Annotated in this window: 20 protein-coding genes; 6 read left to right on the forward strand and 14 right to left on the reverse strand. The window is 70.9% G+C overall.

Annotation, left to right across the window (positions count from 1 at the left end; genetic code table 11):
- Positions 1-46 precede the first annotated feature (46 nt).
- The 8 genes from BDW27_RS04860 to BDW27_RS04885 all read right to left on the reverse strand — a co-directional run bounded on the left by BDW27_RS04860 (position 47) and on the right by BDW27_RS04885 (position 6,930).
- The gene (locus BDW27_RS04860; protein WP_017545185.1) at positions 47-259 is read right to left on the reverse strand and encodes an antitoxin; all 213 of its coding nucleotides are present in this window, start codon (positions 257-259) and stop codon (positions 47-49) included.
- Between the two features lie 78 nt (positions 260-337).
- A complete protein-coding gene (gene mgtE / locus BDW27_RS04865; protein WP_017545184.1) occupies positions 338-1,678 on the reverse strand; it encodes a magnesium transporter in 1,341 nt (446 codons plus the stop codon).
- A 272-nt stretch (positions 1,679-1,950) separates the two neighbouring features.
- Positions 1,951-3,054, reverse strand: coding sequence for a PP2C family protein-serine/threonine phosphatase (locus tag BDW27_RS04870; protein WP_110048371.1), 1,104 nt, complete (start codon positions 3,052-3,054; stop codon positions 1,951-1,953).
- Between the two features lie 623 nt (positions 3,055-3,677).
- Positions 3,678-4,145, reverse strand: a complete 468-nt coding sequence (locus tag BDW27_RS04875) for a ribose-5-phosphate isomerase (protein ID WP_026129371.1) — start codon at positions 4,143-4,145, stop codon at positions 3,678-3,680.
- A 102-nt stretch (positions 4,146-4,247) separates the two neighbouring features.
- Complete coding sequence (locus BDW27_RS27380; RefSeq protein WP_017545181.1) at positions 4,248-4,394, reverse strand: hypothetical protein; 147 nt, start codon at positions 4,392-4,394, stop codon at positions 4,248-4,250.
- 126 nt (positions 4,395-4,520) lie between these two features.
- Positions 4,521-5,942, reverse strand: a complete 1,422-nt coding sequence (locus tag BDW27_RS04880; protein WP_110048372.1) for an aldehyde dehydrogenase family protein — start codon at positions 5,940-5,942, stop codon at positions 4,521-4,523.
- A 176-nt stretch (positions 5,943-6,118) separates the two neighbouring features.
- A complete protein-coding gene (locus BDW27_RS27385; protein WP_199560537.1) occupies positions 6,119-6,274 on the reverse strand; it encodes a hypothetical protein in 156 nt (51 codons plus the stop codon).
- A 20-nt stretch (positions 6,275-6,294) separates the two neighbouring features.
- Complete coding sequence (locus BDW27_RS04885; protein ID WP_110048373.1) at positions 6,295-6,930, reverse strand: DsbA family protein; 636 nt, start codon at positions 6,928-6,930, stop codon at positions 6,295-6,297.
- Between the two features lie 259 nt (positions 6,931-7,189).
- Between BDW27_RS04885 and pepN the strand changes: the two genes are divergently transcribed.
- Positions 7,190-9,733, forward strand: coding sequence for an aminopeptidase N (pepN, locus tag BDW27_RS04890; protein WP_110048374.1), 2,544 nt, complete (start codon positions 7,190-7,192; stop codon positions 9,731-9,733).
- Between the two features lie 97 nt (positions 9,734-9,830).
- Here the strand turns inward: pepN and malQ are convergent, their stop codons facing one another.
- Positions 9,831-11,864, reverse strand: a complete 2,034-nt coding sequence (gene malQ, locus BDW27_RS04895) for a 4-alpha-glucanotransferase (RefSeq protein WP_110048375.1) — start codon at positions 11,862-11,864, stop codon at positions 9,831-9,833.
- A 199-nt stretch (positions 11,865-12,063) separates the two neighbouring features.
- On the opposite strand from malQ, the gene BDW27_RS04900 reads away from it, so the two are divergent.
- Positions 12,064-13,551, forward strand: coding sequence for an MFS transporter (locus tag BDW27_RS04900; RefSeq protein WP_110048376.1), 1,488 nt, complete (start codon positions 12,064-12,066; stop codon positions 13,549-13,551).
- Here BDW27_RS04900 and BDW27_RS04905 read toward each other — a convergent pair.
- Positions 13,448-14,887: an amidase gene (locus BDW27_RS04905; RefSeq protein ID WP_110048377.1), complete on the reverse strand. Its 1,440-nt coding sequence runs from the start codon at positions 14,885-14,887 to the stop codon at positions 13,448-13,450. The genes BDW27_RS04900 and BDW27_RS04905 overlap by 104 nt on opposite strands.
- Before the next feature lie 210 nt (positions 14,888-15,097).
- Between BDW27_RS04905 and BDW27_RS04910 the strand changes: the two genes are divergently transcribed.
- Together BDW27_RS04910 and ilvD are read left to right on the forward strand one after the other, a co-directional pair.
- Positions 15,098-15,883 (forward strand): nuclease-related domain-containing protein, encoded by a 786-nt coding sequence (locus BDW27_RS04910; protein ID WP_110048378.1) that lies wholly within the window; start codon positions 15,098-15,100, stop codon positions 15,881-15,883.
- 232 nt (positions 15,884-16,115) lie between these two features.
- A complete protein-coding gene (ilvD, locus tag BDW27_RS04915) occupies positions 16,116-17,978 on the forward strand; it encodes a dihydroxy-acid dehydratase (RefSeq protein ID WP_110048379.1) in 1,863 nt (620 codons plus the stop codon).
- A gap of 7 nt (positions 17,979-17,985) precedes the next feature.
- Here the strand turns inward: ilvD and BDW27_RS04920 are convergent, their stop codons facing one another.
- Together BDW27_RS04920 and BDW27_RS04925 are read right to left on the reverse strand one after the other, a co-directional pair.
- Complete coding sequence (locus BDW27_RS04920; protein ID WP_026129369.1) at positions 17,986-18,192, reverse strand: zinc ribbon domain-containing protein; 207 nt, start codon at positions 18,190-18,192, stop codon at positions 17,986-17,988.
- A 146-nt stretch (positions 18,193-18,338) separates the two neighbouring features.
- Complete coding sequence (locus BDW27_RS04925) at positions 18,339-18,839, reverse strand: HNH endonuclease (protein ID WP_017545170.1); 501 nt, start codon at positions 18,837-18,839, stop codon at positions 18,339-18,341.
- Positions 18,840-19,217: 378 nt separating this feature from the next.
- Between BDW27_RS04925 and BDW27_RS04930 the strand changes: the two genes are divergently transcribed.
- Together BDW27_RS04930 and BDW27_RS04935 are read left to right on the forward strand one after the other, a co-directional pair.
- Positions 19,218-21,311: a prolyl oligopeptidase family protein gene (locus BDW27_RS04930; protein WP_110048380.1), complete on the forward strand. Its 2,094-nt coding sequence runs from the start codon at positions 19,218-19,220 to the stop codon at positions 21,309-21,311.
- A 159-nt stretch (positions 21,312-21,470) separates the two neighbouring features.
- Positions 21,471-21,908: a thioesterase family protein gene (locus BDW27_RS04935; RefSeq protein WP_026129368.1), complete on the forward strand. Its 438-nt coding sequence runs from the start codon at positions 21,471-21,473 to the stop codon at positions 21,906-21,908.
- Between the two features lie 9 nt (positions 21,909-21,917).
- Here BDW27_RS04935 and BDW27_RS04940 read toward each other — a convergent pair whose 3' ends face one another.
- Positions 21,918-22,469, reverse strand: a complete 552-nt coding sequence (locus BDW27_RS04940; protein WP_233515638.1) for a globin — start codon at positions 22,467-22,469, stop codon at positions 21,918-21,920.
- Positions 22,470-22,605: 136 nt separating this feature from the next.
- Positions 22,606-24,270, reverse strand: coding sequence for an energy-dependent translational throttle protein EttA (gene ettA, locus BDW27_RS04945; RefSeq protein WP_017545166.1), 1,665 nt, complete (start codon positions 24,268-24,270; stop codon positions 22,606-22,608).
- Between the last annotated feature and the right edge of the window lie 235 nt (positions 24,271-24,505).

The raw sequence follows: 24,505 nt of genomic DNA on the forward strand, positions 1-24,505 counted from the left end.
TGGGCCAGCCCCATCCGTTCCGTTCCACGGGCCCGAACCCCCGCGTCTACTCCTGACCCTTGTCCTTCTTGTTCTCCTGCGCGCGCTTGCGCAGATAGTCGGTGGCGGCCCCGGCCCCCTTGTCGATCTTGTCGTCGTGAGACCCGCCGGTCGCCTTCTTGGCGGCGTCGGCCACCTTGCCGACGACCCCCTCGGCCTTGTCGGCGTGGTCGTTGACGGCCTTCTTGAGCCGGTTGAACGTATCTCCGGTATCGGACATCGAATCCCCCTCAGACGCGTCCTGCCTGCTGGTGCGATACCCGTTTCCGCCCACTTCAAGCGAAACGTCAGCCTCGGGTCACAGCCCCAGCACCATGCGCGCCACCGAGAAGTAGATGAGCAGACCGGTGGCGTCCACGAGCGTCGCGACCATGGGTGAGGAAACCACGGCGGGGTCCACCCCCACCTTGCGGGCGAGCAGGGGCATCGCGGAGCCGATGATCGCCGCCCAGGTGCAGATGGCGATCACCGAGAGGGCGACCACCACGGCGATGTCGAAGCCGACCAGCACCGACCCGATGACCAGGGCGATCCCGGCGAGCATGACGCCCAGGAGCAGACCGACCCGGCTCTCCTTCCAGATCACCGAAGGGAGGTCGCGTACGCGAACCTCACCGACCGCGAGGGCGCGCACGATCGCCGTGGCCGACTGCGCGCCCACGTTCCCGCCGGTGCCGATGAGCATCGGGACGAACATCGCCAGCGCCGTGACCTCCTCCAGGGTGGCCTCGTAGACCTGCATGACGTTGACGGTCAGGGTCGCCGCGACGATGAGCAGCATCAGCCACACCGAACGCGCGCCGACCAGGCGCAGCACCCCCACGGACACGTAGTGGTCGTCGATCGGGCTGGCACCGGACTGACGGGCCATGTCCTCGGAGTCGGCCGCCTCGATGACCTCGAGGGCGTCGTCGAAGGTGAACAGACCGACGAAGCGGTCCTCGGAGTCCACCACCGGGAGGGAGACCAGGTTGGCCTCCTGGATGAGTCGGGCGGCGTCCTCGACCGGTTCGCTCACGCCCACCCGGGGCGCGAGAACGTCGACCAGGTCCTTGAGGACGCGGTCGTCGTCGCTGACCACGAGGTCGCTCAGGGTGATGGTGCCGAGCAGCCGACGGCCGTCGCTGACCACCGGGAGGGTGTAGATGGTCTCGGCGTCGGCTCCTTTGGCGCGCACCACCTCCAGAGCGCGGCCCACGGTGAGATCCCGGTGCAGGATGACGGTCTCCGGCGTCATGTACCGGCCGACCGAGTCCTCGGGGTAGCCCAGGAGCGCGGCGGTCATCTTGCGTTCGGCGGGGCTCAGCCCGGCCAGCGCCCGGGTGGCGATCTTGGCCGGGGCCTCCCCGATGAGGCGGGCCCGGTCGTCCGGGTCCATCTCCTCCAGGATGTCGTGGAAGTCGGTGCCGCGCAGGCCGAGGAGGATGGCCTGCTGCTGGCCGGGATCCAGCTCCTCGAAGACCTCCAGCTCACGGTCCTTGTCCAGGAGGCGGAAGGGGATGATCGCCTCGCCGCTGGACATGCGGGCCAGTTCGTCCGCGATCTCGTGGGGCCTGTGTTCGGCCAACCAGAGCCTGATCCCGGTCAGGTCGTTGATCTCGACCAGGTCCGTGAGTTCTTCAGCGCGCTCGCCGTCCATGCGAAGCACCCCCTTGCGTCTCCATCGCCCGGCGGGCACGCCCGCGGGGCCGCGAAAATCCGGTAGGTCCGGGTCCTGGGGACCCGGTCCGGCCCCTGGTCACTGGTGTGCTGGTCCGTGCGGGCGTCGGCGCCCAGGGGGCGGAGAGGGGCGGGCACGGTGGTCCGTGAACGGGTACGAAGACCTCGTACCGGGGTCGGGGAACATGTCGACCCTACCGCCAGGAACGGCTGGGGCGACTCACCCCCTGCCGGTGCCGCGGCGGCCGGGGGTCAGGTTCTCCAGAGGACCACGAGCGCGCAGTCGTCGTTCTTGTCCTTGCTGAGGGTGTCCACGACCTCGCTGGCACCGGTGGCGAATCCCTGGGTGACCAGCGATTCGGCGGCTCCGAGGAGACGGTCGATACCGGCATCGAGGTCCTCGCCGGGCGTCTCGATGAGGCCGTCGGTGCACAGCATGATGGCGTCGCCGGGCCGCAGCTTGCCCTGGACTGAGGTGTAGGTCATCTCGGGGATGACGCCCAGCACCACGCCCTTGGCCTCGGTGGTGCTCCACACTCCGCCGCCGCCGTCGAAGTGCAGGGCGGGCGGGTGCCCGGCCGAGGCGACCTGGTACTCGCCGGTCTCGGTGTCCACGCTCAGGTGGACGGCGGTCACGAAGCCCTCGCCGCCGCTGTTGCGCATGAGGTAGTCGTTGCAGTGGGCGAGGAAGTCGCTGGCGGGGACGGCTCCTATGAGGCCGCTGAAGGCACCCGAGAGCATCAGGGCCCGGGTCCCGGCGTCCACGCCCTTGCCGGAGACGTCAACGACCGCGATGTCGAGCCGGTGTTCGCGGCGGATGGAGACGACGAAGTCGCCGCCGAACGAGGAGCCGCCCGCCTGGCGCAGGACGGCGGTGTGCCCCCAGCCCGCGGGGACCGGGGGGAGCTTGCCCTGGTCGCGCAGCCGGTCGCGCAGGTCCAGCAGCATCATCTCGCCGCTCAGGCCCTGGACGCCGAGGCGTTCGCGTACGCCGGACAGCAGGTAGGACAGGACCCCGGTGACTCCGATGGTGACCACCAGGCCGGGGCCGACCTGGCCGAAGTCGAGCATGAAGGCCACGAACAGCAGCACGGCGACGACCACACCGAGCAGGAAGGCGAGGCTCTTGCGCTTGAGCAGCAGTCCGCCCGCGAGGACGGTGAGGATGGTGGAGCTGGGCGGGAACCAGCCGGTGGGACCCCACACGGCGCCGACCCCGATGCCCACGGCGATGGCGACCAGGGTGATGAGTACGAGACGATAGCGGAAGAGCACCTTGCGCCGGAGCACCGCGACGATGCGCTGCACGGTGGATCGCAGCAGTCGGGTGGTCCTGGCGGTCGGTGTGGGGTTCATTGATCCTCTAGGCTCGGCACGCCCGCTCACCCGCGGGGGTCACTCCTGGTCGGGGTACGGCACACCGGTGCGCTCATGGTCGCGTCGGGGGCCTGTGTCTGGGTCGGCGGAGGGGGAGTCGTGTGGGGGCACGGCCCGGATCGCGGAGGCTGGTTCCGCCGAAGGGCGGGCACCGATGGACGCGGACAACACGGTGTCTCGGACTACGATGGCCCGCCGCTGTGCACGAACTGTAGCGCTTGGGGTGCTGGCCTGGCACGTACTACCAGCGGCGATCCGCCCCATAACCCCGGGTTTGGGTTCCGCCTAAACCCGTGTTCGCGGGGTCGGACTCACGTACCCGTAGGGGAACTTCCCGGTGATTTCGGGACCCCTCCCCTCTCTCGGACACGGCAGGCCGGCCGGGTGTGTCCCGGGCGCGCTCGCGCGTTTCGCGAAGAACCCACACCGGACGGCGCGGGCCACTCCTGCGCAAGGATCCCACAACGACCCCCGCGGGCGACAGGACCCCCGGTCCCGAACCGGACACGGACCCCACGGCGCCCGGAACGCGTTCGTCCCCGCGTGCCGGGCACGCGGGGACGAACGGCCGGTCCCGCTCGGGGCGGGGCCGGAGAGACGGGTTACGGAAGCGGGGGCAGCTCGCCGGTGCGCTCGTAGTCGCTCAGCATGGCGATACGGCGGGTGTGTCGCTCCTCGTCGCTGTACGGCGTGGCGAGGAAGAGCTCCACGAACCGGGTGGCCTCCTCCAGGGAGTGCATCCGGCCGCCGATGCCGAGCACGTTGGCGTCGTTGTGCTCGCGCGCCAGCTTGGCGGTGTCCTCGCTCCAGGCCAGGGCGGCGCGGACGCCGGTGACCTTGTTGGCCGCGATCTGCTCACCGTTGCCGGAGCCGCCGATCACGACGCCCAGGGAACCCGGGTCCTTGGCGACGCCCTCGGCGGCGCGCAGGACGAAGGGAGGGTAGTCGTCGACCGCGTCGTAGACGGCCGGTCCGGCGTCCACGACCTCGTGGCCGTTCTCCTTCAACCAGGAGACGAGGTGTTCTTTGAGCTCGAAGCCCGCATGATCTGATCCAAGGTAAACACGCACGTCACCAGTGTGACAGCTCCCGGGAACAGACGACGCCGCACCCCACCCGGTCGGTGTGACCGGCGAGGGGCGCGGCGCGCGTCGTGTGGGTCGCGCGGGGGATCAGGCCCCGGCGGCGGCCGCCGCCACGCTCAGACCGAGGACGGCGAAGCCGGCCATCGACAGGATGGCGATCAGGTTGTAGACGAGGATCGACTTGAGGTCCTTACCGAGAGGACCTGCCTTGGAGACCGCGGGCTTGCTGCTCAACTCACACCTCGATTGGGTTCGACCAGGGGATGACCAGTCGGAATCTTTCCACACCGCACAACGCGCGCGTCACCGGGTCCGATTCCGGGAGTACCTGGTGGGGGGCGGTGAGACCGGACACAGGGGTCACCTCTGCACGGCCTTGACCTCGCAGAACTCCACCAGTCCGGGCAGGCCCCACTCGCGTCCGTTGCCGGAGCGCTTGTACCCGCCGAAGGGGGCACGCGGGTTCAGGGCCCCGCCGTTGAGCTCCACCTGCCCCGCCCGGAGGCGACGGGCGACGGCCAGGCCCTCGTCGGGGTCCCCGGCCCACACGGCGGCGTTGAGCCCGTAGACGGTGTCGTTGGCGATCCCCACCGCCTCCTCCACCGTGTCGTAGGCGATGAGGACGAGTACCGGGCCGAAGATCTCCTCCTGGGCGACGCGCATGTCGTTGCGCACGTCCGCGAAGACGGTCGGGCGGACGTAGTAGCCGACGGCCCGCTCCTCGACGGGTTCGGAACCCCCGGTGACCAGGCGCGCGCCCTCCTCCACCCCGAGGTCGACGTAGGCGCGGACCTTGTCCCGCTGCGCGGCCGAGACCAGCGGACCCAGCCGGGTGGCCTCGTCCTCGGGGTCGCCCGGCACGTACTTGGCCGCGGACTCGGCGGCCAGCTCCACTGCCTCCTCGTAGGAGTCGCGGTGCACGAGCATGCGGGTGAGGGCATTGCAGCTCTGGCCGGTGTTGCGCATGACGTCGGCGACGCCGCGCTTGACCGCCTTGGCGAGGTCGGCTCCGGGCAGGATGACGTTGGGCGACTTGCCGCCCAGTTCCAGGGCGACCCGCTTGATCGTCTCGGCTGCGACCTGGGACACCCGGGTCCCGGCGCGGGTGGAGCCGGTGAAGGAGACCATGTCCACCCTCGGATGGGCGGCGATCGCCTCGCCCACCACCGGCCCGGTACCGGAGACGAGGTTGAACACGCCCGCGGGCAGACCGGCCTCGTGGAGGATCTCCGCCAGCCAGTAGGCGCTCAGCGGGGCGACCTCGCTCGGCTTGAGGACCACGGTGTTGCCCGCGAGGAGCGCGGGGACCACCTTCAGGACGATCTGGTGCAGCGGGTAGTTCCACGGGGTGATGGCGCCGACCACGCCGACCGGCTCGTGCACCACCAGGGAGTTGCCAACCTCCTCGCCGCCGAAGTAGCGCTCTCCGTGCTCCTCGACCAGGTCGATGTAGGTGCCGAACATGCGCGAGGGCAGACCGGCCTGCACCTTGGTGGCGAAGGTGGCGGGCGCGCCCATGTCGGTCGTCAGCAGCCGGGCGACGTCGTCGAGGCGGGCGTCGAACAGCTCCCGCGCGCGGGACAGGTGGGTGACGCGCTGGCCCGGGGTGAGCGCGGACCAGGCGGGGAGAGCGGACGCGGCGGCCTCGACCGCGGCGTCGACGTCGGCGGCGGCACCCGCCGGAACGGTGTCGATGACCTTCTCGGTCGCCGGGTTGACCACGTCAAGGGCCTCGTCTGAGGCGGAGTCACGCCAGGCGCCGTCGATGTAGAGGGATCGCATGGCCCCACTTTCGCAGAACGCGATTCGGGTTGGCCAGAGCGAGGGGGCCGCGGAAGCGACGGCGGGGCGGGCACCCGTGGTTCCACGGATACCCGACGGCGGGGCGGGCACCCGTGGTTCCACGGATACCCGCCCCGGCCGGGCGCCGAGGGCCGGGCCCGGTTCGGCGCCGGAGGTCAGCCCCAGTGCGGGGGACGGTCGGCGATCAGCCGCGTGGTGGAGTCCTCGTCGCTGTCGCCCCACCCCTCCGAGCGCTCGTCGCTCGTGGTGTCGGGCAGCAGGTCGAGGTCGTCGAGGAAGGTGGCGCGGCGGTCGTCGTCAGGCCCTGGCATGGGTGCTCCCGGTGAGGTGGTCAGTCGAAGATGGGCGAGCGCGTGCGGGTGCGCTTGAGCTCGAAGAACCCGTCGGTCCCGGCGACCAGGCGCACACCGTCCCACAGCTTCCCGGCGGCCTCGCCGCGCGGGATCGGGGAGACGACCGGCCCGAAGAAGGCCACGTCCTCCACCTGGATGACGGGCGTACCGACGTCCTCCCCCACCAGCTTCATCGCCTCGCCGTGCGAGGCGCGCAGGGCCTCATCGTACGCGGTGGAGTCGGCGGCCTCCGCCAGGTCCTCGGGCAGTCCGGCGTCGGCCAGGGCCGCCCGGACGGTGTCCGTTTCCTTCGCCTCGCCACGGTCGTGGTAGCGGGTGCCCAGGGCCGTGTAGAGGGCGCCGAGCACCTCGGGGCCGAAGCGCTCCTCGGCGGCGACGCACACGCGCACCGCGCCCCAGGCGCGGTCCAGGAAGTGCCGGTAGTCCGCGGGCAGGTCGCGTCCCTCGTTGAGCACGCTCAGGCTCATCACGTGCCAGCGCACGGTCACGGGGCGGACCTTCTCCACCTCCAGCAGCCAGCGGGAGGTGATCCAGGCCCACGGGCAGGCCGGGTCGAACCACATGTCCGCGAACACGGTCTCCGGCTCGCCTGGCTGTGCGGGGGTCTGGGTCATCGCTGCTCCTCGTCCGGGGCCCGAGGTCTCGGGCCTGGGGGAAGTTCGGGTTCCGATGGCCGCGGTCCGCCGAGAACGCACCGCCGCCATGGATCGTCAACCACGGTGATCGGTTGCGCATTCCGCCCCGCCGCGTGACAGGATCGAACCGACGACAACGACCTCAGGCCCGACGGCGCCCACCCCCAGTCGGCGGGCCCGACGCGGTCGACAACCGATTTCCGGCCGACGACGAAGACGGCCGTGAAGGGAGCGTGGCGTGGCAGGGAACCTGACACGGGACGAGGCCAAGGAGCGGGCCCGCATTCTCGGCGTGGACTCCTACGCCGTGGAGCTGGACCTGACCACGGGTGACGAGACCTTCCGGTCCACCACCGTCGTGCGCTTCTCCAGCTCGGAGCCGGGCGCGCGGACCTTCGTCGACCTGGCCGCGCCGAGAGTCAGCAGCGCCGTGCTCAACGGGCGCGAGCTGGACGTGGCCGAACTGTTCGACGGCGAGCGGCTCACCCTCCCGGACCTGGCCGCCGAGAACGAGCTGACCGTCGTCGCCGACGCCGCGTACATGCGCACCGGCGAGGGCCTGCACCGGTTCGTGGACCCCGTCGACGACTCGGTGTACCTGTACAGCCAGTTCGAGACGGCCGACGCGCACCGCATGTTCACGTGCTTCGACCAGCCCGACCTCAAGTCCACGTTCGAGCTGACCGTGTACGCGCCGCCGTCGTGGGAGGTCGTCTCCAACAGCGCCCCCGACGTGGAACGCGAGGCCGCGGGTGAGGAGCGGGTGCGCTGGCACTTCCCCGCCACCCAGGTGATGTCCACCTACATCACCGCGCTGATCGCCGGTCCGTACCACGTGGTCCGCGACGAGCACGACGGCATCCCGCTGGGCCTGTACTGCCGCGCCTCGCTCGCCGAGCACCTGGACTCCGACGCGTTGTTCGAGGTCACCAAGCAGGGCTTCGACTTCTTCCACGGCCTGTTCGACCTGCGCTACCCGTTCGGCAAGTACGACCAGCTGTTCGTGCCCGAGTTCAACGCGGGCGCGATGGAGAACGCGGGCGCGGTGACGTTCCTGGAGGACTACGTCTTCCGCTCCCGCGTCACCGACGCCCGCTACGAGCGCCGCGCCGAGACGATCCTGCACGAGATGGCGCACATGTGGTTCGGTGACCTCGTCACCATGCGCTGGTGGGACGACCTGTGGCTGAACGAGTCGTTCGCGACCTACGCGAGCGTGTACTGCCAGGTCAACGCCACCCAGTGGTCGGACGCCTGGACGACCTTCGCCAACGTGGAGAAGGCGTGGGCGCTGCGCCAGGACCAGCTGCCCTCCACGCACCCGATCGCCGCCGACATGGTCGACATCCAGGCGGTCGAGGTCAACTTCGACGGCATCACCTACGCCAAGGGCGCCTCCGTCCTCAAGCAGCTGGCCGCCTACGTGGGCGTGGACGCGTTCTTCGCGGGCGTGCGCGCCTACTTCAAGGAGAACGCGTTCGGCAACACCGAGCTGCACGACCTCCTCAAGCACCTGGAGGCCGCGTCCGGCCGTGACCTGTCCAGCTGGTCGAAGGAGTGGCTGGAGACCACGGGCGTCAACACCATGCGCCCGGAGTTCGAGGTCGACGCGAACGGCGACTTCACGTCGTTCACGATCCTCCAGGAGGCCGCCTCCGAGCACCCCACGCTGCGCTCGCACCGGCTGGCCGTGGGCCTGTACGACCGCACCGCCGACGGCATCGTGCGCCGTGAGCGCGTGGAGCTGGACGTCAGCGGGGCCCGTACCGAGGTCGCCGACCTGGTCGGCAGGGCCCAGCCGGACCTGGTGCTCATCAACGACGACGACCTCACCTTCACCAAGATCCGTCTGGACGAGCGCTCCCTGCGCACCGTGGTGGAGGGCGCGGGAGAGATCCGCGAGTCGCTGCCGCGCGCGCTGGCCTTCGGCGCCGCATGGGACATGACCCGCGACGGTGAGATGGCCGCCCGGGACTACGTGGCGCTGGTGACCTCCGGCATCAGCGGCGTCAACGACGTCACAGTGGCCCAGACCCTGCTCCGCCAGGCCTCGGGAGCGCTCATCAACTACGCGGACCCGGCGTGGCGCCCGTTCGGGTTCGCGCTGCTGGCCGACCGTCTCAGCGAGCTGCTGTCGTCCGCCGAGCCCGGCGGCGACCTCCAGCTGGCCTACGTCAACGCCCTGGCGGACGCGGCCGTGACCGACGCCCACCTTTCCCTTCTGCGGGGGCTGCTGGACGGCGCGATCACGGTGGAGGGCCTGGAGGTCGACACCGACCTGCGCTGGACCCTGCTGCGCCGCCTGGTCGCCGCGGGTGCGGCGGGTGAGGCGGAGATCGCCGCCGAGCTGGTGGCCGACCCGACCGCCGCCGGTCAGCGAAACGCCGCCGGCGCCCGGGCCGCGATCCCCACGGCCGAGGCCAAGGAGACCGCCTGGGAGCGGATCGTGGGCGGGGACCTGGCCAACGCCGAGTTCCGCGCCACCCTGCTGGGCTTCACCGAGCCGCGCCAGGCGGAGCTGTTCCGCCCCTACGTGGAGCGGTACTTCGCCCAGCTCGCCCCGGCGTGGGAGAAGTGGACCGGTGAGTTCGCGCAGTCCTTCGCCGAGATCGTGTACCCGAGTCAGCTGGTGGAGGAGGCGACCCTGGAGCGCACCGACGCCTATGTCGCCGAGCACTCCCCGGCTCCGGCGCTGTACCGCCTGCTGATCGAGGGGCGGGCCGGGGTGGAGCGTGCCCTGCGTGCCCGCGCCAAGGACATCGCCGCCGGTCAGAACGGCTGACGTCCAGGGTCTGAGCGCACAGGGGACGGCCCCGGGGACAGTGTTCCCCGGGGCCGTCCCGTCTTCGGTGGATCGTGTGCCCGGTGGTCGGCCCGCCCTAGAGGCCGCGGCCCTGGTGGCCGAGGGGACCCAGGGTGCGGCGCACCCGGGCGACCATCCTGGGGTCGGCCAGCAACTCGTCGACCAGGACCGGTTCGCCCTCGCCGCTGGTGAGCGGTATCCGCCAGTTCGGGTATTCGGTGCTGGTCCCCGGTTGGTTCTGCATGCGCCGCTCCCCCACCACGTCGGTGAGCGCGACCCCGAGCATCCGGGCCGGGGTCGCGGCCAGGTAGGCGTGCATCGCGGCGACCACGGAGGCCGGGTCCCCCACCGGGTCGGCGTCCTCCTCCAGGAGCCCCAGGTACACCAGCAGGGCGCACCACTGGGCCACCCGGGCCTCGGAGTCGGCCCGTTCCTCTGCCACGGGCCGGTCGAGCAGGCCGAGGCGGTCGCGCAACTCCACGTGCTCGGCCGACAGGTACGAGGAGACGGGTGGGAGGTCGTGGGTTGCCACGGTGGCCAGACAGTCCCGGCGCCACCTGTCGGGCGCGAGCGGTTCGCCGTCCGCGTCGTTCTCGAACCACAGCACGGAGGTGCCGAGGACCCCGCGGTCGGAGAGGTGGTCGCGGACCCAGGGCTCGACGGTGCCCAGGTCCTCGCCGACGATCACCGCGTCCGCGCGCCGGGCCTCCAGCACCAGCGCGCCGACCGTGCCCTCGTGGTCGAAGCGCAGGTAGGTGCCCTGGTCGGCCGAGGCGCCCTCGGGCACGCACCACAGCCGGAACAGGCCCATGACGTGGTCCATCCGCAGGCCGCCCGCGTGCCGCAGGCCCTGGGAGAGGATCTGGCGGAACGGCCCGTAGCCCAGCTGAGCGAGGCGGGTGGGGTTCCAGGGCGGCTGCCCCCAGTCCTGCCCGCGCCGGTTGAACTCGTCCGGCGGGGCGCCCACGTGCAGTCCGTGGACGAGGGCGTCGCCGTACATCCACGCGTCCGCGCCGCCCGCCTGCACGCCGATGGCGAGGTCGTGGACGATGCCCACGTCCATGCCGCTGTCGAGGGCGCTTCCCTGCGCCTGGGCCAGCTGTTCGTCCAGGATCCACTGGAGCCAGCGGTGGAACTCCACGCGCGGCCACAGGTCCAGGGCCCGTCTGCCCACGGTGAGCGAGCCGACGTCGCGCAGCTCCGAGGGCCAGGTCCGGCAGTCGGAGCCGTGCTCCTCCGCGAGCGCCGACCACGTCGCGAACTCCACCAGGGGCTGGCCCTCGCGCTCCAGGTAGTGGCGCAGCGCCTCCTCACGGCCCGGTGCCCGCGGAACCTGGAAGAGGATCTCCAGGGCGGTGAGCTTGGCCTCCCAGACGGCGTCGCGGTCGAGGAGGTCGGCGGTGCGGCCGCGTTCGCGCAGCGGCCGCGCCAGGCGCTGGATGCCCTCGCGCTGGGCGGGGTCCAGCCGCGCGTACTCGGGGACGTCCTCCACACGGACGTACAGCGGGCTGGCGTAGCGGCGGCTGACCGGCAGGTACGGGGAGGGTTCCAGCGGTGTGACGGGTTCGGTGGCGTGTACCGGGTTGATCAGGGTGAAGTCGGCGCCGAGGTCCCGGGCGCTCCACTCCGCGAGTTCGGAGAGGTCACGCAGGTCCCCCGTGCCCCATGAGGCCCGGGAGCGCACGCTGTAGACCTGCGCCATCAGTCCCCAGAGACGGGGGTTGTCACGCAGCGCGGTGGATTCGATCCGGTCGGGGACGACCAGGATCGGGGCGTCGTGTTCGGTCCCCCTGTCGGTGACCCGCAGGGTGTGCACGCCCAAGGGCAGCCCCGGGTCGAACGGCAGCAGGCCGCCGTCCGAGGTCTCCACGGAGGCTCGGGCGCCTTCGGGCAGCGCCAGGTCCGGTGCCTTGCCCTCCCGAACCACCACGGCGGGTGGCAGCAGGCCGTGCCCCGGTCCCGCGTCGGGATCGGTCGGGTCCGCCCCCAGGGCGGAAAGGACATGGCGGATCGTGTCCGGACTGACGGGCACCTGCCGGCCCCGCCAGTCCTCGTATGCGGTCGCGACCCCGTAGCGCTCGGCGACCCGGGTCAGCTGAACGTCCCTCACAGACACCGATCATGCCCCACGGTGGCGCGCGTACACCGCAGGACGACCCGGCGTGGGGACAGAAGATGCTTCCCCTCGACGTTCCTGGGCTCCGGCTCGACCTCCCCTTTCCCCTGGCTTTCCCTGGCCCCGCTCGCACCGGGGGACGGTGGGGGAATCCCTTGGCGAAGCGCCCGGTGGGAGCGGCATAATCGAACACGTGCTCGCCAACTACCGACGGCTCTTCGCCGTGCCCCACGTCCTGTCCCTGTTGATCTGGTCCCTCGCGGCCCGGTTCTACACACCGGGGTTGATGATCGCGGTCACCTTCCTCGTGCAGGGCTGGACGGGGTCCTACACCCTCGCGGGCCTGGTGGCGGGCGCGTTCACCCTGGGCATGGCGCTGGTGGGACCGTTGCGCGGGCGCATGGCCGACCGGGGCAACAGCGACCGTCTGGTGCTGGTGTGCGGCGTGGTGTTCACGGTCGGTCTGGCGACCCTGGCGCTGCTGCCCGCGTCGCTGTGGTGGGTCTCCATCCCCCTGGCCCTGGGCACCGGCCTCTTCGGCACCCCGGCCAACCAGATCGTGCGCGCGCTCTGGCCCCGGCTGACCACGGGTTCGGAGCGGCAGGCGATCTACGCGGCCGAGGCCACCACCCAGGAACTGATCTTCGTCTTCTCCCCGATCCTCACCGCCGGTGTGGTGGCGTTCGCCGGTCCACGCTGGGCGCTGTTGCTCCTGGGGATTCTGGGACTGATGGGCGCGGTGGGGTTCGCTCTGGCCCTGCGCCGCGCGGACGTGACCGGCCCCGCCGAACCGGACCGCGCCGCCACGGTCCCGCAGGAGCCCGCTGGCAGGCAGGACCGCGCCTCCACCCGGGTGAACCGCAGTCTGCTCTTCCACCCGGCGCTCTGCCTGCTGTTCGCGATGTGCGGGATGATCGTCTCCGGTGTGGTCGGCATGGACCTGGTGATCGTGGCCTGGGCCAACGAGCTGGGCGCGCCGCACTACGTGATGGTGCTGGCCTCGGTCTGGGCGCTGGGCTCCCTGGTGGGCGGCGCGGTGGCCGGGGCGCTCCGGGGCGCCCCGCGGCTGCCGCTGCGGGCCTTCGGGGCGGCACTGGGCATCGCGGTGTTGGTCCCGTTCCTGCCGCCGGTCAGCCACCTGCCGACCCCGCTGCTGATCACCCCGCTGCTCTTCGTCTCGGGTCTGGCGCTGGCGCCCACCCTGGCCGCCGCGATGGGGCGCCTGGGCGACACCGCCCCCGCCCATCGCAGGGCGGAGGCGTTCGGCTGGATGGCCACGGCCATGAGCATCGGCGCGGCGGTGGCGGGGCCGCTGACCGGTGCGCTGGTGGACACCAACGGGATCGCGGGCGGCGCGCTGGGCGCGGCCGCGCTGGTACTGGTGTCCGCCGTCCTCAGCCTGTTCCTGGGCCGCGCTTCGGGGTCCACGGACCGCGAGGACGCCGCGGCTGAAGCCGCCGACCCGGCGGAGGTGTCCGCCGTCCTCGACGCGAGCCCGGCAGCACCAGGGTCCGGCGCGTCGCTGGTCTCGGCCGCCTCCACCACGGCCGAGGGAGACGCCGTCGGCTTCGAGGGGGTCAGTCCGTCCAGCCCCCGGGAACCCGGTGTGCCCATGGACGGGCCCGCTCCAGCTGCGCCGACAGGGACAGAAGGGTCCCCTCACCGCCCATCCGCCCCGTGAGCATGGAGCCGATCGGCAGACCGCTCGGCGACCAGTACAGCGGGACGCTCACCGAGGGCTGCCCGGTCACGTTGTAGATCGAGGTGAACGGGGTGAACTCGGTCATGAGCCGGAACTCCTCCTCCGGTCCGCCCGAGGTGAAGTGCCCGATCGGCACCGGCGGCCGGGCCAGGGTGGGGCTCAGGACGGCGTCGAAGCGTTCCGTGGCCGTGAGCATCGCGCGGGTGCCGCGCTGGAGGCGGGCGGTGGCCTGCACGTGTTCGGGGACGGTGGTCCGGCGGGCGCGTTCGCGGAGCCACTGGTAGATCGGTGTGAGCTCGCCCTCGCGGGCCGGGTCGACGGGCGTGGCCGAGGCGATGGCCGCCCACAGGTACGGGAAGTCGTCGGCGAAGGTCCCTCCGAAGGCGGACTCGAAGGGGTTGTCGATCTCCTCGACCTCGTGGCCCAGCTCCAGGAGCAGCCGGGTGGTCTCCTCGTGGGCGGCGAGCACGTCGGGGTGGACGGGGATGCCCGTGGACCCGGTGTCGGAGTAGCGGGCGAGGCGCAGCTGTCCGGGTTCGCGCCGGGCGTGGTCGGCGAAGGTCTCGCCGGGGGGCAGGGGCGGAGCGGTGAACAGGTCGCCGGGGAGGTTGACCGCCATGGCGTCCAGCATCAGGGCGGCGTCCAGGACCGTGCGGGTGATCGGTCCCGCCGTGGACAGTCCGTTGAGGTCGGCGCGGTCGGGTCCAAGGGAGATCCGCCCCCGGGTGGGCTTGAGCCCGAAGAGGCCGCAGACACTCGCCGGAATGCGGATGGACCCGCCGCCGTCGCTGCCCTGGGCCACGGGTGCGAGCCCGGCGGCCACGGCCGCGGCGGCGCCCCCGCTGGAACCGCCCGGCGAGCGGGTGGTGTCCCAGGGGTTGCGGCTGGGTGGGGCGACGGCGTTCTCGGTGTGGCAGGTGGCGCCGAACTCGGGGGTGTTGGTCTTGCCGAGGAAGACCGCGCCCGCCTCGCGCAGCTGGGCGACCGCCGCCGAGTCGGTGGGTGCCACGAGGTCGGCGTACAGGCGTGAGCCGAAGGTGACGCGGACTCCGGCGAGGGTGTCCAGGTCCTTGATGGGCAACGGGACACCGAGGAGCGGGGGCAGATCGTCCGGCGTGTCGCTCAGAACGCGTTTCTGTGCATTTCGGGCCTGTTCCAGAGCCAATTCTTCAGCGACCGTAACGTAGGCGCCGTACCGGTCGTCCAACCTCCGAATTCGCTCGAGATAGTGCTCAGCGATCTCAACAGGCGACAGTTCACGACTGCGGACCAACGCGGCGAGTCGGTGCGCGGGAAGTTCATGAATTCTGGTCATGCCACCCGAGGTTAACCGGGTAGGGCAACGGGCACCACGCCGAAGAACGGTACTTCTCCAGAGAGGTGACGAAAGAGCAATCCTTCCCCGTTCCGACGCCCCGGACACGCTTGGGCGCCAGGACATCAGGGAAGAAAAGTGTGAGAAGTAATGCACTAGGACTCGGATATGGATGGAACTAACCTGTCCGTCGTGGAATCGGCAACCAGAGTGAACGGTCGTAGCTCATCCTCCGAAGGGTCGGAGCACGAACGACCCGAGGCCCTCTTCTTCCCCAACCAACGCAAGGAAGGCGGGGCGGCGAACACCAGAGCCCTGTACGGGGCTCTGAAGTCGAACGACGCCGTCCGCCGCTGGATCTTCCGGAGCGTTCCGGCCGGGGCGGTGGCGGGTGCCTTCGGCATGCTCACCGGAGACTGGAGGGTCGGCGTCACCCTCGGTCTCATCGTCCTGGTCGGGGTGATGGTCTGGAGCGCCCGCCGGGAGTCGGAGATCCCCCGCTGGCGCAAGCCCTCGGCGGCCCAACGCCGTACCGAGGTCCAGCTCAAACTCATGAAGCAGCTCGGCTACCGCGTCCTCCACGCGCGCGCCGTCCCCGGCGGCAACGGGCAGATCGACCACTTCATCGTGGGTCGGCGCGGCGCGTTCGCCATCGACTCGGAGTCCTGGGACAAGCGTCTCCCGCTGCGCAACAAGCTGGAGAAGCTCTACCACGGCCGGTTCAGCAAGAACGAGCGCATCGACGAGGCCCTGGAGGAGGCCAAGCGCGCGGAGGAGCTCATCAGCAAGGAGCTCGGCCGCGACATCTCGGTGCGCGCCTCCCTGGCCATCTACGGCCCGGGCATGCCCTGGGACAGTCACCGGCTGCGGGGCGTGGACATCATCACCGGCACCAAGGTCCGCAAGTGGCTGCGTAGCGGACGCGACCGCCTGAGTGAGACCGAGATCGAGGAGATCTACCAGGCCGCCAGCAAGGCCCTGCCGCCGCGCTACTGACCCCGTCCCCCTCCATCGCGCCAAGGCCCGGAACCAGCCACACCGTCGTGGCCTCCGGGCCTCCCGCGTTCCCGGGACCGGCCCGAGCACCCCCCGGAGACACGGCGAACGGGGGCCTCCACCTCGACCAATCTCAACATCCGGAACGGGCGTCTCCTCCGGCGAGACCGAACCTGCCCCTGAGGGGGACTACCATCGTGGGGAAACACCCGTATCGATGGGAGTCCACCCCATGCCAGCCCTACGCTCACGCACGGTCACCCACGGCAGGAACATGGCAGGTGCCCGCGCCCTCATGCGCGCCACCGGCGTGGAGCGCGAGGACTTCGGCAAGCCCATCGTGGCCGTGGCCAACAGCTTCACGGAGTTCGTGCCCGGACACGTGCACCTGCGCGAGGTCGCCGAGGTCGTCGCGAACGCCATCCGCCAGGCGGGCGGCGTGCCCCGCGAGTTCAACTCCATCGCCGTCGACGACGGTATCGCGATGGGCCATGGCGGCATGCTCTACTCGCTGCCCAGCCGCGAGCTGATCGCCGACTCGCTCGAGTACATGGTCAACGCGCACTGCGCCGACGCCCTGGTGTGCGTGTCCAACTGCGACAAGATCACCCCGGGCATGCTGCTCGCCGCGATGCGCCTGAACATCCCCACCGTGTTCGTCTCCGGCGGCCCCATGGAGGCCGGGAAGGTCACGGTGGTCGACGGCACCGCCACCACGGTCCGCAAGCTCGACCTGATCAACCCCATGATCGCGGCGGCGGACGAGAGCGTCTCCCAGGCCGAGCTGGACGAGATGGAGGAGAACGCCTGCCCCACCTGCGGCTCCTGCTCGGGCATGTTCACCGCCAACTCGATGAACTGCCTCACCGAGGCCATGGGGCTGGCCCTGCCCGGCAACGGCACGGTCCTGGCCACCCACACCGCGCGCAAGGCCCTCTACGAGGACGCCGGGCGCCTGGTGGTGGAGGCCGCCCAGCGCTACTACCGCGACGACGACGCCTCCGTGCTGCCGCTGTCCATCGCCACCCCCGCGGCCTTCGGCAACGCCATGGCGCTGGACGTGGCCATGGGCGGCTCCACCAACACGATCCTGCACCTGCTGGCCACCGCCACCGAGGCCGGAGTGGACTTCGGGCTGCCCGAGATCGACGCCGTCTCCCGCCGCGTCCCCTGCCTGTGCAAGGTTGCGCCGAACACCGAGAAGTACCACATCGAGGACGTCCACCGGGCGGGCGGCATCCCCGCCATCCTGGGCGAGCTGGCCCGGGGCGGCCTGCTCGACACCTCGCTGCCCACCGTGCACGGAAAGACCGTGGGCGAGTTCCTCGCCGAGTGGGACATCGCCTCGGATGCGGTGCTGCCCGAGGCCGTGGAGCTGTTCCACGCCGCCCCCGGCGGTGTGCGCACCACCAAGGCCTACTCCCAGAGCGTCCGCTGGGACACGCTGGACGCCGACCGCGAGAAGGGCTGCGTCCGCTCCGTGGAGCACGCCTACACCAAGGACGGCGGCCTGGCCGTGCTGTTCGGCAACCTCGCCCCGGACGGCGCGATCGTCAAGACCGCCGGTGTGGAGGAGGAGCTGTGGACCTTCTCTGGGCCCGCGAAGGTGTTCGAGTCGCAGGAGGACGCCGTGGACGGCATCCTCAACAAGCAGATCGAACCCGGTGACGTGGTGGTCATCCGCTACGAGGGCCCCAAGGGCGGCCCCGGGATGCAGGAGATGCTGTACCCGACGAGCTTCCTCAAGGGCCGCGGCCTGGGCAAGGCCTGCGCGCTCATCACCGACGGCCGCTTCTCCGGCGGCACCTCGGGGCTGTCCATCGGCCACGCCTCCCCCGAGGCGGCCGCGGGCGGCGACATCGCCCTGGTCGAGGACGGCGACACCATCAGCATCGACATCCCGAACCGGGGCATCGTGCTGGAGGTCGGCGAGGAGGAGCTGAACACACGCAGGGAGCGCCTGCTCAAGGAGCTGGGCCGGTTCCAGCCGCGCGACCGCCAGCGCCCGGTGACCGCCGCGCTGCGCGCCTACGCGGCGATGGCCACCTCGGCCTCCACCGGCGCGGCGCGCGACGTCACCCAGATCGAGAGGTAGGGCGGCCTCAGCCGCAGCAGCCGCCCCCGCAGCAGCCTCCTCCACCGGAGGACGCGGGGGCGGCGGCGCGTCCGCCCACGGCCACGGTGGACAGCAGGCGAACGGTGTCGTCGTGGCCCCGGGGGCAGTCGGCGGGGGCGTCGGACTCGGCCATGGGACGGGAGAGCTCGAAGGTGTCGCCGCACTCGCGGCAGCGGAAGTCGTATCGGGGCATGACCCAAGGATAGGCCGGGACGGGGTCGGTCTCCAGCCCCTCCCCGACCCGGTGCACGGGGGCGCCCCCGGCGAGTCGACGGGGTCGACTCACCGGGGGCGCCGTCCGGGCCGGGTGGGACGCCCGGTTCCGACCCTTGCTGCCGCCTAGGCGGCCAGATGTGCCATGTACGGTTCCCACTGGGGGTCACCGTGCAGGTCACCGTTGATCAACCGCCAGTGGGGGCCCTTGGGCACCTTGGGGGTGATGTGCAGTTCCCAGCCGATCTCGTCCAGGAACTTGTCCGCCTTCCGGTGGTTGCACGGCTTGCATGCCGCCACCACGTTCTCCCACACGTGCGCGCCACCGCGGCTCCGGGGGATGACGTGGTCGATCGTCTCCGCCTTCTTCCCGCAGTAACCGCAGATGTGCCGGTCCCGCCGCATGAGCGCCACCCGGGTGAGGGGCACTCTCCGGCTGTAGGGGACGCTGATGTAGCGCCGAAGCCTGATCACCGACGGTACGTCGTAGGAGCGCGTCGCCGAGTGCAGCACCGCCCCCGCGCCGTCATCGTGAACGACCTCCGCCTTCTCGCGCAGCACGAGCAGGATCGCTCTGCGCAGGGGCAGCGTCGTCAGTGGTTCAAAGCTGGCGTTGAGCAGCAGCACGTGGCGGCGGGCGGTACCTGGACCACCCTCCCGGCTGCGTCGGGCGCTCATCGCGTCGCCCCGACGGCCGCGTGCGACCGCCGTGTCTCTTCCCCGGCCAGCCGATCAGCCAGCCAGGTGACCTCCCTGTGCACCGACCCGAGGATCGGTGTCTCCGTACGCCTTGCCACACGGACCTCCCGGTGGTTCCCGCCGAGTTGCGTCCCGCATTCAGTTTGCTTGTTCGGACCGCTCCGGCGCCACCCCAATTTACGTCGGGCCGCCCAGAAAACACCCGTTGTCGCTTTCTGGAACCCATTCTGCGTCCCGGCGCCCCGGATTCATCCTCCCGCCGCGCCGAACACACACAGTGAGATAACGGTGGATAGGGTGCGAAGTATGCGCGAACTCCGCTATCCCCCGGCCACTCGGCTGGACATCAACGAGACCCTCCACGGACACACTGTCCGCGACCCCTACAGGTGGCTGGAGGACGCCGACTCCACGGACACCAAGGCGTGGTCCGACGCCCAGGACGACCTGTACCAGAAGCTGTCGAGCGACTACGTGACCCGCGACTGGTTCGCGGGTCAGGTGCGCTCACTCATGGGCGCGGGGCACGAGGGCACACCGCTCTGGCGCGGCGACCGGCGCTTCGTCACCCGGCGTGCCCCCGGCCAGGAGCACGCGGTGCTGCACGTGCGGGACGGTGACGATCCCGAACGCGTCCTGATCGACCCCGGCGCCCTCGACCCCTCCGGCCTGACCACCCTCGACGCGTGGCGCCCCTCCCCCGACGGCCGACTCCTCGCCTACCAGCTCTCCGAGGGCGGCAACGAGGAGTCGTCGCTGCGCGTCATCGACGTCGACTCCGGCGAGCTCGTCGACGGCCCCATCGACCGCACCCGCTACAGCCCGGTGGCCTGGCTGCCGGACGCGTCGGCCTTCTACTACGTGCGCCGCCTTCCCCCGGAGGACGTGCCCGAGGAGGAGACCTCCTACCACCGCCGCGTCTACCTGCACCGGCTGGGCACCCCCGACGACCAGGACGCCCTGGTCTTCGGCCAGGGCCGGGAGAAGACCGAGTACTTCGGGGTCGAGGTGAGCCAGGACGGTCGCTGGCTGGTCCTGACCTCCGTACGGGGCACCTCGTCCGCGACCAACGCCTGGGTCGCGGACCTGGAGGAGGGCCCCCTGGAGAGCCCCCGCCTGGTCACGGTCCAGGAGGGCGTCGACTCCGACCTGCACCCCACGTTGGGCCGGGACGGCCGCCTGTACCTGTTCACGGACCGTGAGGCCCCGCGCGGGCGCCTGTGCGTCGCCGACCCGGCCGCGCCCGGGTACGAGAACTGGACCACGCTGATCCCCGAGGACCGGGAGGCGGTCCTGGAGGGCCACTCCCTCCTGGGTTGGGACGGCAACGGCACCCCCGAGCTCCTGGCCGTGTGGAGCCGGCACGCCGTCAGCGAGATCACCCGGCACGACCCTGAGACCGGGGAGCGCCTCGGCGCGCTCCCCATGCCCGGTCTGGGCAGCCTCGCCGGGCTGAGCACCAGGCCCGAGGGCGGGCACGAGGCGTGGTTCGGGTACACCGACAACACCCACCCCTCGTCGGTGTACCACTACGACGCGCGGAGCGGGGAGGTGACCCCGTGGGCCGGTTTCCCGGGCGAGATCGACCTGCCCGAGGTCCGGACCGAACAGGTCGCGTTCACCTCCAAGGACGGCACCACCGTCCGCATGCTGGTGGTCTCCCCCGCGGAGCCCGCCGACGGCCCGAGGCCGACCATCCTCTACGGGTACGGCGGCTTCCAGATCTCCCTCACCCCGGGCTACTCCGCCGCGATCCTGGCGTGGGTGCGCGCCGGGGGCGTGTACGCCGTCGCCAACCTGCGCGGCGGCTTGGAGGAGGGTGAGGAGTGGCACCGGGGCGGCATGCTCGCCAACAAGCAGAACGTGTTCGACGACTGCGCGGCGGCCGCCGAACACCTGATCAGCAGCGGGATCACCACGCCGGAGCGGCTCGCCGTCATGGGCGGCAGCAACGGCGGGCTGCTGGTGGGATCGATGGTCACCCAGCGCCCGGACCTGTTCTCGGCCGCCGTGTGCTCGGCGCCGCTGCTGGACATGGTGCGCTACGAGAGGTTCGGCCTGGGCCAGCTGTGGAACGTGGAGTACGGCAGCGCGGAGGACCCCGAGCAGCTGGGCTGGCTGCTGGGCTACTCGCCGTACCACAACGTGCGTGAGGGCACCCGGTACCCGGCCACCCTGTTCACGGTGTTCGACAACGACACCCGGGTGGACCCGCTGCACGCGCGCAAACTGTGCGCGGAGATGCAGTCGGCCACCTCGGCGCCGGTCGAGGAGAAGCCGATCCTCGTGCGCCGTGAGGCCGAGGTCGGGCACAGCTCCCGGTCGGTGAGCCGGAGCACGGCCCTGACCGCCGACCAGCTCGCCTTCCTCGCCCACCACCTGGGGCTCTCGACGCCCTGACCTCGGCGCCCTCCTGCGGGTGAGGAGAGCAAGGACACAGAGGGAGGGCCTCCCGCGCCGGGGTTCACCCAGGTGGTCTTTGGGAGAATCGTCGGAGTCGGGGCGCGTCCCGCACCACATGGTGCGGGGCGCGCCCACCCCGCGGAGAGGATGCAGGACGTGACACAGACCGAGGCCGAGAACGCCGCGACCACCGGACCCCAGCGGTACGTTCACCTGGCCCAGGTGCGCTACGCCGACCTTGACCCGCAGCAGCACGTGAACAACGTCCGGATGCTGACCTACCTTGAGGACGCCCGCGTCGGTTTCCTCCACTTCGGGGCGGGCGGGGACGCCCCCGAGGCGTTCGGCGCGACGGTGGTGGCCCGCCAGGAGGCCGACTACGTCGCCCCGCTACTGCCCAGGATCGAGCCGGTGCGCGTGGAGCTGTGGGTGTCCGGGGTGCGCAACGCCAGCTTCACCATGGACTACGAGATCCTCGACGAGGACCGCGTGTACCTCCGCGCCAGGACCGTTCTGGTCGGCTTCGACGTGGCAACGCAGAGCGCCCGGCGCCTCAACGACGCCGAGCGCTCGCTCCTGCACAGGTTCTCCTGAGGGGGCGGGTCACCGCTTCAGGGAGATGGTGACGGCCTCGCCGTCGTCATCGTCACCCGCGCCCCCGGTGTCACGCCGCACCTTGCCGTCGCCGCCCACGCGCAGTGAGGTCGGCTCGACCACCGCCGGCGGGGTGGCGTCCTCGGCGACGTTCACCATGCTGTGCGCGGCCATCACCATGTACTCCCAGAGCTGGCGCTCGAGGACCTCGTGCAGGTCCAGGGAGTCCACGGCGTCACGCATGTGCTTGAGCCACAGGTCCCGCTCGGCGGCGCCGATCCGGAACGGCACGTGGCGCATGCGCAGGCGCGGGTGGCCCCGCTGCTCGTTGTAGGTGCGGGGGCCGCCCCAGTACTGGATGAGGAACAGACGCAGCCGCTCCTCGGCGGGGCCCAGATCCTCCTCGGGGTACATGGGCCGCAGCACGGGGTCGTCGGCGACGCCCTCGTAGAAACGGCGGACCAGGCGGGTGAAGGTCTCCTCACCGCCCACGGCCTCGTAGAACGTCATTCGCGCGGGCTCTTCGCCCGCGCTCTGGTGGTCATCACGCGCGGAAGTCATCGCCCCCAGGGTATGCCACGTTCACGCTCCCTCCCCGAGGCCGTCCACAAGGGGAACAACCCGGCCCCTCCGGGGCACGCGGAAGGCCCCGCCCCCGGAGGTCTCCGGACGGCGGGGCCTGACGGCGAACCCGTGACTAGTCGCGGGTGAGCTTGCGGTGGGTGACCGCGTGGGGGCGCGCGGCCTCCGGGCCGAGGCGCTCGACCTTGTTCTTCTCGTAGGACTCGAAGTTGCCCTCGAACCAGTACCAGGAGGAGCCGCCCTCCCAGGCCAGGATGTGCGTGGCGACGCGGTCCAGGAACCACCGGTCGTGGGAGGTGATCACGGCGCAGCCCGGGAAGTCCAGGATGGCGTTCTCCAGCGAACCGAGGGTCTCGACGTCCAGGTCGTTGGTGGGCTCGTCCAGGAGCAGCAGGTTGCCGCCCTGCTTGAGGGTGAGCGCCAGGTTGACCCGGTTGCGCTCACCACCGGAGAGCACACCGGAGGACTTCTGCTGGTCCGAGCCCTTGAAACCGAAGGCGGCGACGTAGGCGCGGCTGGGGATCTCGACCTTGCCCACGGTGATGAAGGACTCGCCGTCGGAGATGGTCTCCCAGACGTTCTTGGAGTCGTCGATCCGACCCCGGTACTGGTCGACGTAGGAGGTCTCGACCGTGTCACCGACGGTGATCTTGCCCTCGTCGGGGGCCTCCTCACCGACGATCATCTTGAACAGCGTCGTCTTGCCGACACCGTTCGGACCGATGATGCCCACGATGCCGTTGGGCGGGAGCGAGAAGCTGAGGTCCTCGATGAGCACCCGGTCCTCGAATCCCTTGGTGAGGTTCTTGACCTCGACCACGGTGTTGCCCAGACGCGGACCCGGCGGGATCTGGATCTCCTCGAAGTCCAGCTTGCGGGTCTTGTCGGCCTCGGCGGCCATCTCCTCGTAGCGTGCCAGACGGGACTTGCTCTTGGTCTGGCGGGCCTTGGCGTTGGAGCGGACCCACTCCAGCTCGTCCTTGAGGCGCTTGGCCTTCTTGACGTCCTTTTGCCCCTCGACCTTGAGACGGGCCTGCTTGGTCTCGAGGTAGGTGCTGTAGTTGCCCTCGTAGGGGAACAACTTCCCGCGGTCCAGCTCCAGGATCCACGTGGCGACGTGGTCGAGGAAGTACCTGTCGTGTGTGATCGCGATGACGGTGCCCGCGTACTTGGACAGGTGCTGCTCCAACCAGTTCACGCTCTCGGCGTCCAGGTGGTTGGTGGGCTCGTCCAGCAGCAGGAGGTCGGGGGCCTCGAGCAGCAGCTTGCAGAGCGCCACGCGGCGCTTCTCGCCACCGGACAGCTGGGTGACGGAGGCGTCACCGGGCGGGCAGCGCAGGGCGTCCATGGCCTGCGCGAGCTGGCTGTCCAGGTCCCAGGCGTTGCGGTGGTCGAGCTGCTCCTGGAGCTTGCCCATCTCCTCGAGCAGGTCGTCGGAGTAGTCCGTCGCCATCTGCTCGGCGATCTCGTTGAAGCGGTTCAGCATCGCCTTGGTCTCGGCGACGCCGTCCTCGACGTTCTCCAGGACCGTCTTGCTCTCGTCGAGGCGCGGTTCCTGGGCGAGCAGACCCACGGTGAACCCGGGCATGAGCCGCGCCTCACCGTTGGACGGCTGCTCGATGCCGGCCATGATCTTCAACAGCGTTGACTTACCCGAACCGTTCGGGCCAACGACACCGATCTTGGCTCCGGGCAGGAACGACCCCGAAACGTTGTCAAGGACGACCTTGTCGCCGTGCGCCTTGCGCACGTTTTGCATGGTGTAGATGTACTCCGGCATGCCTCCAAGCCTAGGGCGTCCCGGCCGGTGCCCCCGCCATCGCGGGCGATCGGGGGGCGAAGGAACGTACCGCGCGGAGGCCGCCGGGGCAGTGCCGTTCCCCGGTCAGCTCGGCAGCTGGGGCCACCCCTCGTACCTTCGCCCCCGGAGCCGCGCCGCTCAGGGCCATCACGCCGCACAGGATCACCGGACCGGACGGTGCGCAGGGTGCGGAGGGCGGAGTCAGACCGCCCGG

The organism is Nocardiopsis sp. L17-MgMaSL7 (assembly GCF_003182025.1).
Taxonomy (GTDB): Bacteria; Actinomycetota; Actinomycetes; order Streptosporangiales; family Streptosporangiaceae; genus Nocardiopsis; species Nocardiopsis prasina.

Coding starts and splice junctions, on each gene's coding strand:
- BDW27_RS04860 (WP_017545185.1), bottom strand. CDS start 259: ATGTCCGATACCGGAGATACGTTCAACCGGCTCAAGAAGGCCGTCAAC.
- mgtE (WP_017545184.1), bottom strand. CDS start 1,678: ATGGACGGCGAGCGCGCTGAAGAACTCACGGACCTGGTCGAGATCAAC.
- BDW27_RS04870 (WP_110048371.1), bottom strand. CDS start 3,054: ATGAACCCCACACCGACCGCCAGGACCACCCGACTGCTGCGATCCACC.
- BDW27_RS04880 (WP_110048372.1), bottom strand. CDS start 5,942: ATGCGATCCCTCTACATCGACGGCGCCTGGCGTGACTCCGCCTCAGAC.
- BDW27_RS27385 (WP_199560537.1), bottom strand. CDS start 6,274: ATGCCAGGGCCTGACGACGACCGCCGCGCCACCTTCCTCGACGACCTC.
- BDW27_RS04885 (WP_110048373.1), bottom strand. CDS start 6,930: ATGACCCAGACCCCCGCACAGCCAGGCGAGCCGGAGACCGTGTTCGCG.
- BDW27_RS04905 (WP_110048377.1), bottom strand. CDS start 14,887: ATGACCAGAATTCATGAACTTCCCGCGCACCGACTCGCCGCGTTGGTC.
- ilvD (WP_110048379.1), top strand. CDS start 16,116: ATGCCAGCCCTACGCTCACGCACGGTCACCCACGGCAGGAACATGGCA.
- BDW27_RS04920 (WP_026129369.1), bottom strand. CDS start 18,192: ATGCCCCGATACGACTTCCGCTGCCGCGAGTGCGGCGACACCTTCGAG.
- BDW27_RS04930 (WP_110048380.1), top strand. CDS start 19,218: ATGCGCGAACTCCGCTATCCCCCGGCCACTCGGCTGGACATCAACGAG.
- BDW27_RS04940 (WP_233515638.1), bottom strand. CDS start 22,469: ATGACTTCCGCGCGTGATGACCACCAGAGCGCGGGCGAAGAGCCCGCG.
- ettA (WP_017545166.1), bottom strand. CDS start 24,270: ATGCCGGAGTACATCTACACCATGCAAAACGTGCGCAAGGCGCACGGC.